We start from the raw sequence: 15,110 nt of genomic DNA, 5'->3' as shown, positions 1-15,110 counted from the left end.
TCTGACTTAATCCGAGGTGTCGCCATGCTGCCATGTGGTCGAAAACCCATCATCTTTTCGTTCCGCCGCCTTCAGCAGACCGCAATGGGAGCTCTTCTTACGGTTGTTGGTATCACCACTGGGACTGGTGCCATCGCCTTGGAGAATACCTATCTCAACGTATCCGTTTCGTTTCCCGCTCCGTCGGGAGCAAAAGACTTGTGTGAAACCTACTCGTGGGCCTGCGCGACCGTCGCAAATGCAACTGTGCCGAACGGGCAAGAGTTGAGACTGGTAAGTGACGTAAACAGCCGCGTTAATCGAACGACGCGCACGATTGAAGACCAGACACAGTATCGCAAGGCTGAAGAATGGGCTCTTCCGACGTCCAGGGGAGGCGATTGTGAGGACTTTGCCCTTTTGAAAAAGCATGAACTAATCCGATTGGGTCTTGATCCAAGGAAGCTTCTTCTTGCAACGGTGCTGGACACGCGCCGAAATTCACACGCTGTGCTGGTTTATCGGTCAGTGAGCGGGGATTTGGTATTGGATAACCTGACGAACCGGATCAAACCCTGGCGCCAAACTGGATATGTGTTCCTGCGAATGCAGGACCCAAGGCAACCACAGAAATGGGTGGCAATAAACAACAGCGGATAAAAAAGCGCGCCTTGGCGCGCTTTTTCGAGTTCGGTTTGTAATTGGAATATATGAGGCCGGTGGCGATCAGCGTTTCGAGCCACCATTTCCATTGCCGCCGGCATTTCCGTTTCCGTTACCGCCAGCGTTCCCATTTCCGTTGCCGTTCCCATTTCCGTTGCCGTTGCCGTTGCCACTGCCGTCGCCAGATTCGTCGTCATTGGCTCCGTGACCTTGACCGGGGCTAGACCCTTCGCTGCCATTGCCGCCGCCGTTGTTTCCTTTGCCTCCGCCAGTGTCACCGCCGGTATCGCCACCAGTGTCACCACCGGTATCGCCACCAGTGTCACCGCCGGTATCGCCACCAGTATCACCGCCGGTATCGCCACCAGTATCGCCACCAGTATCACCGCCGGTATCGCCACCAGTGTCACCGCCGGTATCGCCACCAGTATCGCCACCAGTATCACCGCCGGTATCGCCACCAGTGTCACCGCCGGTATCGCCACCAGTGTCACCGCCGGTATCGCCACCAGTGTCACCGCCGGTGTCGCCACCAGTGTCACCACCAGGGTTACCGCCGGTGTCACCACTGGGATCGCCGCCGGTGTCACCACCGGGGTTGCCGCCGGTGTCACCACCGGGATTGCCGCCGGTGTCACCACCGGGGTTGCCGCCAGTGTCACCACCGGGGTTGCCGCCGGTGTCACCACCAGGGTTGCCTCCAGTGTCACCACCGGGGTTTCCGCCCGTGTTTCCGCCAGGTGTGCCGCTGGTATCGCCACCAGATGGGGTGCCTCCGCCTCCGAACATTGATGATCCGTCGCCGTCACCACCTTCAAGGGAATTTCCTACCGACGCTGTTGGGAAGTCGACTAGCACAGCAGCGAAACTTGGGCAGGCGTTAGTGGTACGGGCAAGTATGTCTTCAAAATCAGACCGCTTTTGAAGGTAACGGAGCATCCGCGCCTCGACGACACCACACGAACACAGCGTTTCGGTGGATACCGAGTTCTTCGCGGTATTCAGTGTGCATCGTTCGCCGGCTGCGAAGCTGGTCGAAGCAATCGCTGAAATTGACGATGTCGCCAAGATCAGTGGAATAAGACGTGCCCGTGTTTTCATTTTGTACTCCAATCACTCTGTCCAAAATCAAGTCCCTTCCATCGGGCACATGATCGCCTCAAAGAGGCCAAAACATAATCTAGCTTTCGCCATAAAGTTGCCCCAAAGGCAAGGTTGAAAATTCTTAACGATCGTGTGAGGCTTTCAATTTTTCCAACAAAAATGGGCCCTGCGAGACGCGTAGATCTCGAGGGCCTTTGGTGTGAGTTGTCTTCTAATTGAATGAAATCAGAAGATTTTGAGTGGATTGTTGATTGAAGTCAGCTTGATTTTTTTAGCATTCAGGCTGATTTGGCCATCCTTTTTCGTTCATGCGGATCAAGGAAGCGTTTTCTCAGGCGAATGGCATTGGGCGTGACCTCGACCAGCTCGTCGTCGTCGACATAGGCAATGGCTTCTTCGAGCGAAAACTGAATATGGGGCGTCAGTCGTACGGCGTCATCTGAGCCAGACGCCCGGACGTTGGTCAGCTTCTTGCCCTTGAGTGGGTTAACCTCAAGATCGTTGTCGCGGGAATGCTCTCCGATGATCATGCCTTGATAGACATCCGCCTGGGGGCCAAGAAACATGCGTCCGCGTTCTTCGAGGTTCCAAAGTGCATAGGCCACCGCCTGACCATTTTCCATTGAGATCAGAACGCCTGCGCGCCGACCCGGAATCGGACCCTTGTGAGGGGTCCAGCCGTGGAAGACCCTATTTAGAACGCCCGTGCCGCGTGTGTCGGTAAGAAACTCGCCGTGGTATCCGATCAATCCGCGTGATGGAACATGCGCGATGATGCGCGTTTTGCCAACGCCCGCCGGGCGCATCTCGACCAGTTCGCCTTTGCGGGTGCCTGTCACCTTCTCGATTACGGCACCCGAGTATTCATCATCGACATCAATGGTGACTTCTTCGATCGGTTCCAGTCTCTGGCCATCTTCATGACGAAACAGGACCTGCGGGCGGGAAATGCTGAGTTCGAATCCTTCTCGACGCATGTTTTCGATCAGTACGCCCATCTGCAATTCGCCACGACCGGCTACTTCGAAGGCTTCACCGCCGTGGGTGTCGGAAACTTGAATTGCGACGTTGGATTCAGCCTCTTTCATCAGGCGGTCGCGGATCACACGGGACTGAACCTTCTTGCCGTCCCGTCCCGCCAGCGGAGAGTCGTTAATGCCAAACGTTACCGAGATTGTCGGCGGATCGATGGGCTGGGCCGGAAGTGCCTCGGTCACTTGTGGCGAGACCAGAGAGTCGGCGACGGTCGCCTTGCTCATGCCCGCAATTGTGACAATGTCACCAGCTTCGGCTACATTGATCGGTTGTTGGCTGAGGCCGCGAAAGGCGAGGATCTTGGAGGCACGGAAGTTCTCAATGAGCGCACCATTGCGGCTCAGCGCCTTCAGGGTTTCACCGGCCTTGAGTGTACCGCTTTCGACACGACCCGTCAGAATGCGCCCGATGAAGGGATCGTTGCCCAAAGTGGTTGCCAGCATGCGGAACGGCTCGCCCTTGTGCGCCGCCTGTTTCGGAGAGGGAACGTGGTGGATGATCAGATCGAACAGCGCCGACAAATCCTTGCGCGGCCCGTCCAGTTCCACATCTGCCCAGCCAGATCGGCCAGAGGCATACATGGCCGGAAAATCAAGCTGGTCGTCGTCCGCGCCAAGATTCGCAAACAGATCGAAACATTCGTCAAGCGCGCGGTCAGGTTCGGCATCGGGTTTGTCGACTTTGTTCAGAACGACGATCGGGCGCAGCCCGAGCGCAAGCGCCTTGGACGTCACGAACTTGGTCTGCGGCATTGGGCCTTCGGCAGCGTCGACCAACAGCACAACGCCATCGACCATGCTGAGGATACGCTCCACTTCGCCGCCGAAATCGGCGTGGCCAGGGGTGTCAACGATATTGATCCGGGTGCCCTTCCATTCGACCGAGGTCGCCTTGGCGAGGATAGTGATACCGCGCTCGCGCTCCAGATCGTTGCTGTCCATGGCGCGTTCGGCCACGGCCTGATTCTCCCGGAATGCGCCGGATTGTTTGAGCAGCTCGTCGACAAGAGTCGTCTTGCCATGGTCAACGTGAGCAATGATCGCGATATTGCGAAGGTCCATGAGAGGTCAGCCTTTGAACGGAAAGTTGCCGCGCGCATAGCGCGGCAGGACACAAGATACCAGCCCAAACGCGCCGTCATTGGCTTGTGGACTGCGAAAAAAGATGAATCACCAATATTCCGATGATGATCAGGCTTAGTCCAGCAAGGGCGGGCCAATCGAGTTTTTGTCCAAATGCAACGAAGCCGATCAGAGCAATGAGAACGATTCCCAAGCCAGACCAGATAGCATAAACGATTCCCACTGGCATCACCTTGAGAGTCAGCGCCAGCAAATAGAAAGCGATCCCATAGCCGACAACGACCAGAACAGAAGGCCACAGGCGCGTGAACTGCTGACTGGCTTGCAGGGCCGTCGTGCCGATTGTTTCGGCCATCACGGCCAGAAGGAGGATCAGGTAAGCTTTGGGCATCTAAACGAAACCGTTCTCGTCACGTTGGTCAGACGTTGAACACAATGAAGGTTTCCGCCGCAAGAGAAATCGAAGGTGCTGGCACGCACCCTAGGTTAACGCGGGGTCAGGGAAACCGGACTAGCGGCGAATGCCGGCAAGGTGTATCTGACGGGTTATTGGTGAGTTCAAATGTTGATGAGTTTTCAATGACTGCTTTTGCAAAAAAGATCATTTTGATTTCGGCCGTAATAGTGGCGCTTGGGTGGCTTGCAGACGGGGGGTCCGTCGACATAGATGCAGCCAGAAATGTTGAGCGAGTGGCTAGTGTGCCGGTATAGACAGCGCTATCGAGGTCAGGAAAAGGGGCTGAGAGGCCCCTTTTCCACTTGTGAAAGAACCCAGAACGGATTTTAGTTCACGGGTTCGATCACATCGAAGAACAGTTTCAGCTGAGGTTGCAGCCATTGCCACAATTCCGGCGCACCGCGCTTTACCGGATATCCGACCCGGGATTCTAGTTGATCAAAACTGACCTGATATTCGATCCACGTGCCGCCGCCGTTTTGAAGGTTTGCAATAGGGGTTTGAATTCGGTCAACCGCTTTGCCGAACAACGCGTCCTGTGTTTCGGCGTTTTCGAATTCAAGCCAGAGATCGGTAAATTCCTCTTTTTGCGCAGAAGGCAGGAGGCCAAACAGACGTGCGGCCGCGGCCATTTCTTTTTCGGCTTGGGCCGCATGATCAACCTGACCGTGAATAGGGTGGTCTCCGGCATCGATTTCGACAATGTCGTGCAGCAATAGCATGCGCAGAACCCGATCAATCCTAACTTCGGGGTGGGCATATTCTGCCAGCACCCATGCGTAGAGCATGATGTGCCACGAGTGTTCCGCAGAATTTTCGCAACGGGAGTTGTCCAAGAGCCTGGACGCCCTGTTGACCGATTTCAATTGATCAGCGTCCAAGAGAAAGGGCAGACGGCTGGAAAAAGAAGAGGAGTGATCGGGCTGTGAACCGTTCAGCAAATCCATTGCGTGCCGGTAGGCTTCGGGAAACTCGTGACGCAGATAGGCCGCTCGCCCGCCGTTCAGATTCTCCCGTACGATCCCCATGTGGTCGGGCCGCGGGACCGGAGCGCAAAGAACCTGAAACAGCGGCTGGCACCTGTCCAAGCGTTTAGCGAAGCGGGCGTCAAGCGTTTCGTCTGCCTCGAATTCGTTCCAGAGCGACAAGAACACCGCTTTTTGATCCATAGGAAGCAAACCAAACAAAGATTCGGCTGCCGCGCGTTCCTTGATTGCCACAGACTCCCAATCTGTTTCCAAATGAATGGGATGATCGCCAACTTCAACTTCCACAAGATCATGCAAAAGCAACATCCTGATGACCCTGTCTATGGACACCCCGGGTTCTGCAATTGGGGAAAAGACCAAGGCCCACAAGGCAAGGTGCCAACTATGCTCGGCAGAGTTTTCGGGACGAGACAGATCAAGGAGAGCATTCGCGCGTTCGACCGTTTTCAACCTGTCCGCTGCTTTTAGAAAGTCGATCTGCGCGGACAGGCGTTCGGTCATTGCTTTTCCTTGGCTTGCGCCTTGTCTCTGAACTTCGACAGTTTGCCGATCAGAAATTGCCGTGCCTTACGTTCAGCCATGCGTACGCGAATTTCGGTTAGAAACGCCTCTTCGAGAGTTTGGGAAGCCGCCCCCAATACCGCGCTGACCTCCATGAACAGGCGGTCCTCATTGGTTTCATCCATCACTTTCATCGTATCCTCGGCCAGTTTTGCGGCCAGCGTTTCAACGCTCGAAGACATCAGCGGGTATTTTCCGTCAGGCGGCGTTTTACGTAGTCGGACACGTCGGTGATCAACGTGTCCATATGCTGATCCTGGAAAAAGTGATCGGCACCCTCGACTTCGGTATGGGTGATGGTGATCCCTTTTTGCTCATGCAGTTTGTTCACCAGGGAAGTCGTATCTGCGGGAGGCGCCACGCGGTCCGACGTGCCGTTGATGATCAATCCGGAAGACGGGCAGGGGGCCAGGAACGAGAAATCATACATGTTCGCGGGCGGTGAGACGCTGATGAAGCCGGTAATTTCCGGGCGGCGCATCAGGAGTTGCATGCCGATCCACGCGCCGAAAGAGAATCCGGCGACCCAGCAATGTTTCGAATTGTTGTTCATGGACTGAAGATAGTCCAGCGCCGACGCCGCGTCGCTCAATTCTCCGATACCTTGATCATATTCGCCCTGGCTGCGGCCAACGCCCCGGAAATTGAAGCGCAGAACGGTGAACCCCATATTGTAAAAGGCATAGTGCAGGTTGTAGACAACCTTGTTGTTCATGGTTCCGCCAAATTGCGGATGTGGATGCAGCACGATGGCAATCGGTGCGTCTTTTTCCTTTTGCGGGTGGTAACGGCCTTCCAGGCGGCCTTCGGGTCCGGGAAAAATCACCTCGGGCATGTGTGCTTTTGTCCTGTCTGTTTTCATGCGGCGCCGGGATATTCTTGACGGTATTCGTCGGGCACCTTAGAGCGGTTCTAATTGTCGGGCGTTGCATTGCGACGCTGTCAGTGGGAGATACGCACTGGCCGCGAGAAGGTCAATGATTTCGCGCATGTCAGGCTGAGAGGAAAGCAAATGAAACTGTCGACCAAGGGTCGTTACGCGATGGTGGCGCTCGCGGATATTGCACTTCAGCCGGCAGATGCACTTGTTACGCTGGGTGAGATTTCTGACCGCCAGGACATTTCCCTGCCTTACCTCGAACAGTTGTTCGTCAAACTTCGCCGCGCCGATCTTGTCGCCTCCGTTCGCGGTCCGGGTGGGGGATACAGGTTGGCGCGTCCTGCATCGAAAATCCGGATCGTCGAAGTCCTGGCTGCCGTCGACGAAACCGTCGACGCAATGCACAAAGGGGCAGGCGCATCCGGTGCGTCTTCTGGTAGTCGGGCACAATCGCTGACGAACCGCCTGTGGGAGAGCCTGAGCGCGCATGTCTATGTCTTTCTGCACCAGACGCGGTTGTCCGACGTCATCGAAAACGAACTTGCCCCTTGTCCCGCGGTTCCGAGCCTGTTTTCGGTTGTCGATGACTAACTGGCAGTGGCGTGACTTTGGTCAATTCCCGCCGCATTGACTTTGGCTATCCGCGCCCGACATCCTATCTGCTGCTAGAAAAGATGCATCCATGAAACGTGTTTATCTCGACCACAACGCCACAACGCCGCTTCGCCCAGAAGCGCGCGAGGCAATGGTTTCGGCGATGGACGTGTGTGGCAACCCTTCTTCTGTCCATGCGGAAGGTCGCGCTGCGAAAGCATTGGTTGAAAAGGCGCGGGTGCAGGTTGCCGAGGCGGTCGGGTGTCGGCCGCAAGAGGTGGTTTTCACTTCCGGGGCGACCGAAGCAGCGCAAGTTTTGGCCCAACGTCCGCCGGAGTGTGACGTTTTTGTAGACAGCACCGCTCATGATGCTCTTTGGTCGCACTTTGACCTGTCCAACGTTCAGGAGCGGCCTTTCGGCCCCGGACATACATTGGCCATGGGGTTGGCGAATTCCGAGACGGGAATCATTACCGATCCGCTTCCAAAGGTCGAAGGGCAATGGCCTTATGGAGCGCGTCGCGCCGATTGGCTGTTGCTGGATATCACGCAAGCGGTTGGGCGAATTCCGTTTTCCTTTGCTTGGAGTGGCGCCGATATGGCTATCCTATCGGCGCACAAGATTGGCGGGCCTAAGGGAGTAGGGGCGTTGATCCTGCGGCAAGGCCTGGATATCGAACCGATCTTGACGGGCGGAGGTCAGGAGATGGGGCGACGTTCGGGGACAGAAAATGTCATTGGAATTGCCGGTTTCGGTGCCGCAATAGAAACCGCTGTCAGGGAACTTGCCGATGGAACATGGGGGCAAGTCGAAAAACTTAGAAACATTCTAGAAACTTGCCTTGTGGAATCGGCAAAAGAGACTATTTTTGTCGGGAAAGATGAGCGGCGCTTGCCCAACACATCCTGTATAGTTACCCCCGGCTGGAAAGGGGAAACGCAAGTGATGGCATTGGACTTGGCCGGCTTTGCCATTTCGGCGGGCTCGGCGTGTTCCAGTGGCAAGGTCAAGACCAGTCGGGTTTTGGCGGCGTTGGGATACAGCGAGGTCGAATCGGCAAGTGCCATTCGGGTGTCCCTGGGCCCGCAAACGACTGAAGATGAAATAATGCGCTTTGCCGAAACCTGGCTGAAGCTGCACAAGAAATATCGCACCCGCGCGGTGTGAACAGACAAGGAGAGGGCCATGGCGGCTTTGGACCAGACGCAGGTCAAAGATGGTGTCGACCAGGAAACCGTAGATGCGGTGCGCGAGGTCGGAACCTACAAGTACGGTTGGGAAACCGAGATCGAGATGGAATACGCACCCAAGGGTGTAAATCCAGATATCGTGCGTCTGATTTCAAGCAAGAATGACGAGCCGGATTGGATGACCGACTGGCGCCTGGCTGCGTTTGAACGCTGGTCCAAACTGGAAGAACCAACCTGGGCCATGGTCAAATATCCTGAAATTGATTTTCAGGACCAGTATTACTATGCCCGCCCTAAGTCGATGGAAGTAAAGCCCAAATCGCTGGATGACGTTGATCCCAAGCTGCTGGCCACATACGAAAAACTTGGAATTCCTTTGAAAGAACAAATGATTCTTGCGGGTATTGAAGGGGCCGAAAATGCGCCGGCCGAAGGCCGCAAGGTTGCGGTGGATGCCGTTTTCGACTCGGTTTCCGTGGGTACCACTTTTCAGGATGAACTAAAAAAGCATGGAGTGATCTTTTGCTCGATTTCCGAGGCGATCCGTGAACATCCTGAATTGGTGAAGAAATACCTTGGCTCGGTTGTGCCGGTATCAGACAATTTCTATGCGACGCTGAATTCAGCCGTGTTCTCGGACGGCTCGTTCGTCTATGTGCCGCCAGGCGTCCGGTGCCCTATGGAACTGAGCACCTATTTCCGTATCAACGCAGAAAACACCGGCCAGTTCGAGCGCACGCTGATCATCGCGGACAAGGGCTCTTACGTGTCCTATCTGGAAGGCTGCACTGCTCCTCAGCGTGACACCGCACAACTGCATGCTGCAGTTGTAGAGATCATTGTGGAAGAGGACGCCGAAGTAAAATACTCGACCGTTCAAAACTGGTATCCGGGCGACGAGAATGGCAAGGGCGGCATCTACAACTTCGTGACAAAGCGCGCGGATTGTCGGGGCGATCGCTCCAAGGTGATGTGGACGCAGGTGGAAACCGGCAGTGCCGTGACGTGGAAATACCCATCTTGTATCCTTCGCGGCGATGACAGCCAGGGTGAATTCTATTCGATCGCGATCACGAATAACTATCAGCAGGCCGATACCGGAACCAAGATGGTGCATCTCGGCAAGAATACCAAATCGCGCATCGTCTCCAAGGGTATTAGCGCGGGTCATGCCCAGAACACCTATCGCGGGCTTGTTTCGATGCATCCCAAGGCAAAGAACAGCCGGAACTACACGCAGTGCGACAGTTTGCTGATTGGGGGCAAGTGCGGCGCGCACACGGTTCCCTATATCGAAGTTCGTAACAATTCCTCACGCTGCGAGCACGAGGCGACCACATCCAAGGTGGACGACGACCAGTTGTTCTATTGCCGCCAGCGCGGCATGGACGAGGAAGCAGCCGTTGCACTGGTTGTGAACGGTTTCTGCAAGGACGTCCTGCAGGCATTGCCGATGGAGTTTGCCATGGAAGCGCAGCAGCTTGTCGCGATTTCTTTGGAAGGGTCGGTGGGTTAAACGAAGTCTTCGATCCCGACGGCGCCGCTCGCTAGATCAAGGAATGGATGCGTGACACTTCAGCCGCTTCAATCAGAACGCCCGCAGCTCATCCTGCCTCGGGACGAGGCGGATGCGTTGCGGTTGGCCTATGGCGAAGCGGATGTCATCCTTGAATACGGTGCCGGCGGGTCCACGGTTATGGCATCGGAGCTTCCCGGCACCCATATCACGTCGGTTGAAAGTGACCGGGAATGGGCGCGGACCGTGCAGGACTGGATTGATCAAAACCCACCCGCATTGGGAAGCACCGTGCAAATCATCTGGTCGGATATCGGGCCGACGGGCGATTGGGGGCATCCCGTGACGGATGAGGCTTGGAGACGGTTTCCCGGTTATGCGCTGGATGTTTGGACCCGTCCAGGCTTTCGTCACCCCGACGTCGTGTTCGTCGACGGCCGGTTTCGCATTGGCTGCGCCTTGGCAACGGCGTTCAACATCGAACGGCCCGTTACCCTGATCTTTGATGATTACGCGAACCGAAAATGGCACCGACAGGTCGAGGAGTTCCTTGGCGAGCCGGAGGTCATCGGCAGGCTTGGTGTATTTGAAGTCAATCCGACGCCGATCCCGGCAAACCGGTTGAAGAAAATCTTTCATTTCATGACCAAAGCTTGAAGACAGAACGAAAATCACACGCCCCTTGAGTGCGGGCTCGAGACGAGAACGAGGAAAACATGCTTGAAATCAAAAACCTGCACGTGAAACTTGAAGAAGAGGATAAGCAAATCCTCAAAGGCGTCGACCTGACTGTCGAAGCTGGCAAGGTTCACGCGATTATGGGGCCGAATGGGTCGGGTAAGTCTACACTCAGCTATGTTTTGTCGGGGCGCGATGGATATGAAGTAACCGAAGGGTCGGCAACGTTGGGTAGCGAGGACCTTTTGGAACTTGATCCCGAAGAACGCGCTGCGTTGGGTCTGTTCCTGGCCTTTCAGTACCCGGTCGAAATTCCCGGCGTTGGTAACATGACGTTCCTGCGCACGGCTGTTAACGCGCAACGCAAGGCGCGGGGCGAAGAGGAACTATCCGCCGCCGAATTCCTCAAGGTGGTACGCGCCAAGGCCAAGACGCTCAAGATCGACGCCGATATGCTTAAGCGTCCGGTTAATGTGGGCTTTTCGGGCGGTGAGAAGAAGCGCAACGAAATCCTTCAAATGGCCATGCTTGAGCCACGCATGTGCATTCTGGACGAAACCGACTCCGGTCTGGACGTGGACGCGATGAAATTGGTAGCCGAAGGTGTGAATGCGCTGCGGGATGAGGGGCGAGGGTTCCTTGTCATCACTCACTATCAGCGCCTTTTAGATCACATTAAACCCGATGTTGTGCACATCATGGCCGATGGTCGCATTGTCAAGACCGGCGGTCCGGAGCTGGCACTTGAAGTCGAAAATAACGGATATGCCGACATCCTGGCCGAGGTGAACTGATGGCGTTGCCCGAAGTTAAACATTCCGTCACCGTGGCTCGCTTGGCCTCTATGAGCCTTCCCGAAGCGGGGTGCACACAGGAAGCGCGGGTAGATGCGTTGTCCCGTGTGCACGAAATGGGTCTTCCAAGCCGACGGGACGAGTATTGGAAATACACACGTCCTGATACTTTGATTCAAACCGACGCCCCGAAAGCTGCAGTTTTCGTCTCGGACGAAGCAATGATGTTCGACGGGTTCGAACGTCTAAAGATTGTTTTTGTCGATGGCGTATTCGACCCAGAGGCCTCGGATAATCTGGAACTTGAAGGGGTCCGGATCGAGCGGCTGAAAGACATCTGTTGCAAGGACATCCATTGGGCCAAGGAGCTATATGGCGTACTTGAAGCGCGCGGGCAGTCACCCGTTCAGCGTCCTCTGGCAGCGCTCAATACCGCTTTTGCGGCCGACGGAGTTGCCATTCACGTCATTGGCAAGCCATCCAAGCCCATCAGCTTGATTTACACCCATAATTCAGAGGCTTCCGATGTGATTCTGCATCATGTGATCCGGGTGGAATCTGGAGCGGAAGCAACCATTCTGGAAAACGGGCCAGCGGCTTCGCGATTCAACAAATGTATGGAGATCGACATCGCGGACGGTGGCACGCTGCATCACGTTCGGGCGCAGGGGCGCGATCATGAACGCCGGGCGGTGACACATATTTTCACCCGCCTAGGCGAAGGTTCTATCTACAAGTCGTTTACACTGACCGTAAATGGTGTGCTGACCCGCAATGAACAGGTTATTGAGCTGACCGGTGACGATGCTGTCGCGCATATTTCCGGCGCATGCGTGGGCGACGGTGATTTCCACCATGACGACACTGTATTCATCACCCATGACGCCGTAAATTGCAAGAGCCGCCAGGTGTTCAAGAAAGTCCTGCGCAACGGTGCGACCGGGGTGTTTCAAGGCAAGATTCTGGTTAAAGAAGGTGCGCAGAAAACAGATGGCTATCAGATCAGCCAGTCTTTGTTATTGGATGGGGACAGCCAGTTTCTTGCTAAACCCGAGCTGGAAATTTACGCCGATGACGTGGCCTGTTCGCATGGTTCGACATCAGGTGCGATCGACGAAACGGCATTGTTCTATCTGCGGTCTCGCGGCGTTCCACACAAGGAAGCGACCAACATGTTGACGCTGGCCTTTCTAGCCGAGGCAGTCGACGAGATCGAAGACAAGGCATTGGCTGGGGATATCGTCGCACGTCTCGAAGCGTGGTTGGCTCGACGCAGCTAATGCCGGTCACATCTGACATAGTCGCCACCTACCGTGGTCCTGGACGCGTCATGCGTCGCCTCTTGGCTATGGGGCAGCGCGAGGATCGCGCCTTGGCATTTGTGATGGTCTTTTGCGCGGTAGCATTTATCGCGCAAATGCCCGGGCTTGCCCGGAAAGCTCACATGGAAGGGCTGGACCTGAACGCAACTATGGGAGGGGCATTACTGGGCTCAGTCATTCTGTTGCCGTTGCTGTTCTATGGATTGGCCTGGGTGTCACACCTGATTGCGCGACTGTTCGGGGGCGGTGGCACTGGTTATGGCGCGCGACTTGCTCTGTTCTGGGCGCTTTTGGCCTCGACGCCACTCGTACTTCTCAACGGTCTTGTTGCAGGCTTTATCGGACAGGGTGCTGCTTTGAACTTTGTTGGAATTGTTTGGCTGGTAGTATTCATGATGTTTTGGTTGTCTGGTTTGGTGCAAGCCGAGAGGACAACAGAATGAGCATGGGATTCTGGAGCGATCTGGCAAAGAAAACGGTCGTGGACCCGGCGGAGGCTGCCCGAAGATTGTTGGCGCTTGACTTGGGACGCGAGGTGCTGTGGCTCGCTCTGGCACTGGCAATCGTGCTCAACGCGGCCCTTCAGGCGACATCGAATCTAATCCTATCATCCATGGGGGTCGAGGTTCCCGCGCTTGTCGGCTCGGTGATCCCTTATGCCGCCGTAGTTGGCGGCGGTTTGATCGTGACCATTGTGGCATTTCACCAGATCGGTATCCGGATGGGGGGTACCGGGACGTTTAGTGACGTGATGGTTTTGCTTGTTTGGTTGCAGTTTCTCAAGGTCTTGGTTCAGGCCGCAGGAATGATTTTTCTGCTGACCGTCCCGATCCTGTCGGCCTTGCTGTCTGCCGTGGCTTTTCTGGTCGGCATTTACATCACCGTCCATTTTATCGATCAGGCGCATCGGCTGAACTCCCTGGCGGTTGCAACCGGCGTTCTGGTGCTTTCCATCCTGGCGATTGCCGTTTTGGCTATACTTCTTCTATCCCTCGTCGGAGGGCCAATTACGGGTACCCCTGCTTATGTATGACGTTCAAAAGATCCGCGCTGACTTCCCGATCCTATCACGGAAAGTGAACGGCAAGCCGCTGACCTATCTGGACAATGGCGCATCCGCGCAGAAACCTCAGGCTGTGATCGACGCGGTGACGCGCGCTTATGCCGAAGAGTATTCCAACGTCCATCGTGGGCTACACTTTCTATCCAATCTCGCCACCGAGAAATACGAAGCCGTTCGCGGCACGATCTCGCGTTTTCTCAACACGGGAAACGAAGACGAGATCGTAATGAATTCGGGGACAACCGAAGGGATCAACCTGGTCGCGTATGGCTGGGCGATGCCGCGTATGGAACCCGGTGACGAAATTGTCTTAAGTGTCATGGAGCACCATGCGAATATTGTGCCCTGGCATTTCCTGCGAGAACGCCAGGGGGTCGTCCTGAAATGGGTTGATGTAGATGCCGATGGTGGATTGGACCCGCAAGCTGTTATCGATGCGATCGGCCCAAAAACGAAACTGGTTGCGATTACCCAGTGTTCGAACGTGTTGGGTACAGTTGTCGATGTAAAAGCCATCACAAAAGGCGCACACGCCAAGGGTGTTCCGGTTCTCGTTGATGGCAGTCAAGGTGCCGTGCACATGCCAGTGGATGTTCAGGACATCGGTTGTGATTTTTATGCAATCACTGGTCACAAGCTGTACGGGCCGTCCGGATCGGGGGCAATTTTCATCAAGTCCGATCGCATGGCCGAAATGCGCCCGTTTATCGGCGGCGGCGACATGATCAGGGAAGTCTCCAAAGATCAAGTGATCTATAACGATCCGCCGATGAAGTTCGAGGCTGGAACACCCGGAATCGTGCAGACGATCGGTTTAGGGGTCGCGCTGGATTACATGATGGCCTTGGGGATGGAGAATATCGCAGCGCATGAAGCAGACCTGCGGAACTATGCCCTTCAACGTCTTGCCGGCTTGAATTGGTTGCAGGTTCAGGGCACACGGCCAGACAAGGCTGCCATATTCAGTTTCACGCTTGACGGGGCCGGACACGCTCATGATGTTTCGACGATCCTTGACAAGAAAGGGGTCGCCGTAAGGGCAGGGCACCATTGTGCCGGACCACTGATGGATCACCTTGGGGTCACGGCGACATGTCGCGCTAGTTTCGGCCTGTATAATACTCGCGATGAGGTCGATACGTTAATTGAGGCCCTGGAACTCGCGCATGATTTGTTCGCTTGAGTTCCAAACCACTCGCGGA

16 protein-coding genes and 1 pseudogene are annotated in these 15,110 nt (G+C 55.5%); 10 read left to right on the top strand and 7 right to left on the bottom strand.

Annotation, left to right across the window (positions count from 1 at the left end):
* Positions 1–84: 84 nt before the first annotated feature.
* On the top strand, positions 85–639 hold the full coding sequence (locus tag AC2FMY_RS06135) for a transglutaminase-like cysteine peptidase (RefSeq protein ID WP_480750972.1): 555 nt from the start codon (positions 85–87) through the stop codon (positions 637–639).
* Positions 640–705: 66 nt separating this feature from the next.
* Here the strand turns inward: AC2FMY_RS06135 and AC2FMY_RS06130 are convergent, their stop codons facing one another.
* From AC2FMY_RS06130 to AC2FMY_RS06100, 7 genes and pseudogenes are all read right to left on the bottom strand, one after another.
* The gene (locus AC2FMY_RS06130) at positions 706–1,743 is read right to left on the bottom strand and encodes a hypothetical protein (protein ID WP_496745102.1); all 1,038 of its coding nucleotides are present in this window, start codon (positions 1,741–1,743) and stop codon (positions 706–708) included.
* Positions 1,744–2,024: 281 nt separating this feature from the next.
* Entirely contained in the window at positions 2,025–3,842 is a 1,818-nt protein-coding gene (gene typA, locus AC2FMY_RS06125) for a translational GTPase TypA (RefSeq protein ID WP_496745104.1), read from the bottom strand.
* A gap of 76 nt (positions 3,843–3,918) precedes the next feature.
* Positions 3,919–4,254, bottom strand: a complete 336-nt coding sequence (locus AC2FMY_RS06120) for a DMT family transporter (RefSeq protein WP_496745105.1) — start codon at positions 4,252–4,254, stop codon at positions 3,919–3,921.
* A gap of 392 nt (positions 4,255–4,646) precedes the next feature.
* Positions 4,647–5,267: an HD domain-containing protein gene (locus AC2FMY_RS06115; protein WP_496745131.1), complete on the bottom strand. Its 621-nt coding sequence runs from the start codon at positions 5,265–5,267 to the stop codon at positions 4,647–4,649.
* A gap of 75 nt (positions 5,268–5,342) precedes the next feature.
* Positions 5,343–5,810, bottom strand: a pseudogene (locus AC2FMY_RS06110) (HD domain-containing protein); the annotation flags it as partial.
* A complete protein-coding gene (locus tag AC2FMY_RS06105; protein ID WP_480750980.1) occupies positions 5,807–6,052 on the bottom strand; it encodes a hypothetical protein in 246 nt (81 codons plus the stop codon). The pseudogene AC2FMY_RS06110 and the gene AC2FMY_RS06105, both read right to left, overlap by 4 nt.
* The gene (locus tag AC2FMY_RS06100; RefSeq protein WP_480750982.1) at positions 6,052–6,705 is read right to left on the bottom strand and encodes an alpha/beta hydrolase; all 654 of its coding nucleotides are present in this window, start codon (positions 6,703–6,705) and stop codon (positions 6,052–6,054) included. Before AC2FMY_RS06100 ends, AC2FMY_RS06105 begins: the two co-directional genes overlap by 1 nt.
* Before the next feature lie 177 nt (positions 6,706–6,882).
* Between AC2FMY_RS06100 and iscR the strand changes: the two genes are divergently transcribed.
* The 9 genes from iscR to AC2FMY_RS06055 all read left to right on the top strand — a co-directional run bounded on the left by iscR (position 6,883) and on the right by AC2FMY_RS06055 (position 15,091).
* Positions 6,883–7,341, top strand: coding sequence for a Fe-S cluster assembly transcriptional regulator IscR (iscR, locus tag AC2FMY_RS06095; protein ID WP_480750984.1), 459 nt, complete (start codon positions 6,883–6,885; stop codon positions 7,339–7,341).
* A gap of 91 nt (positions 7,342–7,432) precedes the next feature.
* Positions 7,433–8,512 carry a cysteine desulfurase family protein gene (locus tag AC2FMY_RS06090; RefSeq protein WP_496807135.1) on the top strand — a complete coding sequence of 360 codons (1,080 nt, stop codon included), beginning with the start codon at positions 7,433–7,435 and terminating at the stop codon, positions 8,510–8,512.
* An 18-nt stretch (positions 8,513–8,530) separates the two neighbouring features.
* The gene (sufB, locus tag AC2FMY_RS06085) at positions 8,531–10,051 is read left to right on the top strand and encodes a Fe-S cluster assembly protein SufB (RefSeq protein ID WP_480750986.1); all 1,521 of its coding nucleotides are present in this window, start codon (positions 8,531–8,533) and stop codon (positions 10,049–10,051) included.
* Positions 10,052–10,102: 51 nt separating this feature from the next.
* A complete protein-coding gene (locus tag AC2FMY_RS06080) occupies positions 10,103–10,708 on the top strand; it encodes a hypothetical protein (RefSeq protein ID WP_496745110.1) in 606 nt (201 codons plus the stop codon).
* Positions 10,709–10,767: 59 nt separating this feature from the next.
* Positions 10,768–11,523, top strand: coding sequence for a Fe-S cluster assembly ATPase SufC (sufC, locus tag AC2FMY_RS06075; RefSeq protein WP_496745112.1), 756 nt, complete (start codon positions 10,768–10,770; stop codon positions 11,521–11,523).
* The gene (gene sufD, locus AC2FMY_RS06070; RefSeq protein ID WP_496745113.1) at positions 11,523–12,803 is read left to right on the top strand and encodes a Fe-S cluster assembly protein SufD; all 1,281 of its coding nucleotides are present in this window, start codon (positions 11,523–11,525) and stop codon (positions 12,801–12,803) included. Before sufC ends, sufD begins: the two co-directional genes overlap by 1 nt.
* The gene (locus tag AC2FMY_RS06065; protein WP_496745115.1) at positions 12,803–13,288 is read left to right on the top strand and encodes a YIP1 family protein; all 486 of its coding nucleotides are present in this window, start codon (positions 12,803–12,805) and stop codon (positions 13,286–13,288) included. The genes sufD and AC2FMY_RS06065 overlap by 1 nt, the downstream gene beginning before the upstream one ends.
* Positions 13,285–13,878, top strand: a complete 594-nt coding sequence (locus tag AC2FMY_RS06060; RefSeq protein ID WP_480750994.1) for a YIP1 family protein — start codon at positions 13,285–13,287, stop codon at positions 13,876–13,878. Before AC2FMY_RS06065 ends, AC2FMY_RS06060 begins: the two co-directional genes overlap by 4 nt.
* Positions 13,871–15,091, top strand: coding sequence for a cysteine desulfurase (locus AC2FMY_RS06055; protein WP_496807134.1), 1,221 nt, complete (start codon positions 13,871–13,873; stop codon positions 15,089–15,091). Before AC2FMY_RS06060 ends, AC2FMY_RS06055 begins: the two co-directional genes overlap by 8 nt.
* Positions 15,092–15,110 lie beyond the last annotated feature (19 nt).

The sequence above is a fragment of the Ruegeria sp. YKSE079 genome (assembly GCF_059612845.1).
Note: the sequence above shows the minus strand (reverse complement) of the source record. Positions and strands in the feature narration are given on the sequence as shown.

What these genes read in the sequence shown, in the direction of transcription:
- AC2FMY_RS06135 (WP_480750972.1), top strand. Translation starts at nt 85, where the DNA reads ATGGGAGCTCTTCTTACGGTTGTTGGTATCACCACTGGGACTGGTGCC.
- AC2FMY_RS06130 (WP_496745102.1), bottom strand. Translation starts at nt 1,743, where the DNA reads ATGAAAACACGGGCACGTCTTATTCCACTGATCTTGGCGACATCGTCA.
- typA (WP_496745104.1), bottom strand. Translation starts at nt 3,842, where the DNA reads ATGGACCTTCGCAATATCGCGATCATTGCTCACGTTGACCATGGCAAG.
- AC2FMY_RS06120 (WP_496745105.1), bottom strand. Translation starts at nt 4,254, where the DNA reads ATGCCCAAAGCTTACCTGATCCTCCTTCTGGCCGTGATGGCCGAAACA.
- AC2FMY_RS06115 (WP_496745131.1), bottom strand. Translation starts at nt 5,267, where the DNA reads ATGGATTTGCTGAACGGTTCACAGCCCGATCACTCCTCTTCTTTTTCC.
- AC2FMY_RS06105 (WP_480750980.1), bottom strand. Translation starts at nt 6,052, where the DNA reads ATGTCTTCGAGCGTTGAAACGCTGGCCGCAAAACTGGCCGAGGATACG.
- AC2FMY_RS06100 (WP_480750982.1), bottom strand. Translation starts at nt 6,705, where the DNA reads ATGCCCGAGGTGATTTTTCCCGGACCCGAAGGCCGCCTGGAAGGCCGT.
- iscR (WP_480750984.1), top strand. Translation starts at nt 6,883, where the DNA reads ATGAAACTGTCGACCAAGGGTCGTTACGCGATGGTGGCGCTCGCGGAT.
- AC2FMY_RS06090 (WP_496807135.1), top strand. Translation starts at nt 7,433, where the DNA reads ATGAAACGTGTTTATCTCGACCACAACGCCACAACGCCGCTTCGCCCA.
- sufB (WP_480750986.1), top strand. Translation starts at nt 8,531, where the DNA reads ATGGCGGCTTTGGACCAGACGCAGGTCAAAGATGGTGTCGACCAGGAA.
- sufC (WP_496745112.1), top strand. Translation starts at nt 10,768, where the DNA reads ATGCTTGAAATCAAAAACCTGCACGTGAAACTTGAAGAAGAGGATAAG.
- sufD (WP_496745113.1), top strand. Translation starts at nt 11,523, where the DNA reads ATGGCGTTGCCCGAAGTTAAACATTCCGTCACCGTGGCTCGCTTGGCC.
- AC2FMY_RS06065 (WP_496745115.1), top strand. Translation starts at nt 12,803, where the DNA reads ATGCCGGTCACATCTGACATAGTCGCCACCTACCGTGGTCCTGGACGC.
- AC2FMY_RS06060 (WP_480750994.1), top strand. Translation starts at nt 13,285, where the DNA reads ATGAGCATGGGATTCTGGAGCGATCTGGCAAAGAAAACGGTCGTGGAC.
- AC2FMY_RS06055 (WP_496807134.1), top strand. Translation starts at nt 13,871, where the DNA reads ATGTATGACGTTCAAAAGATCCGCGCTGACTTCCCGATCCTATCACGG.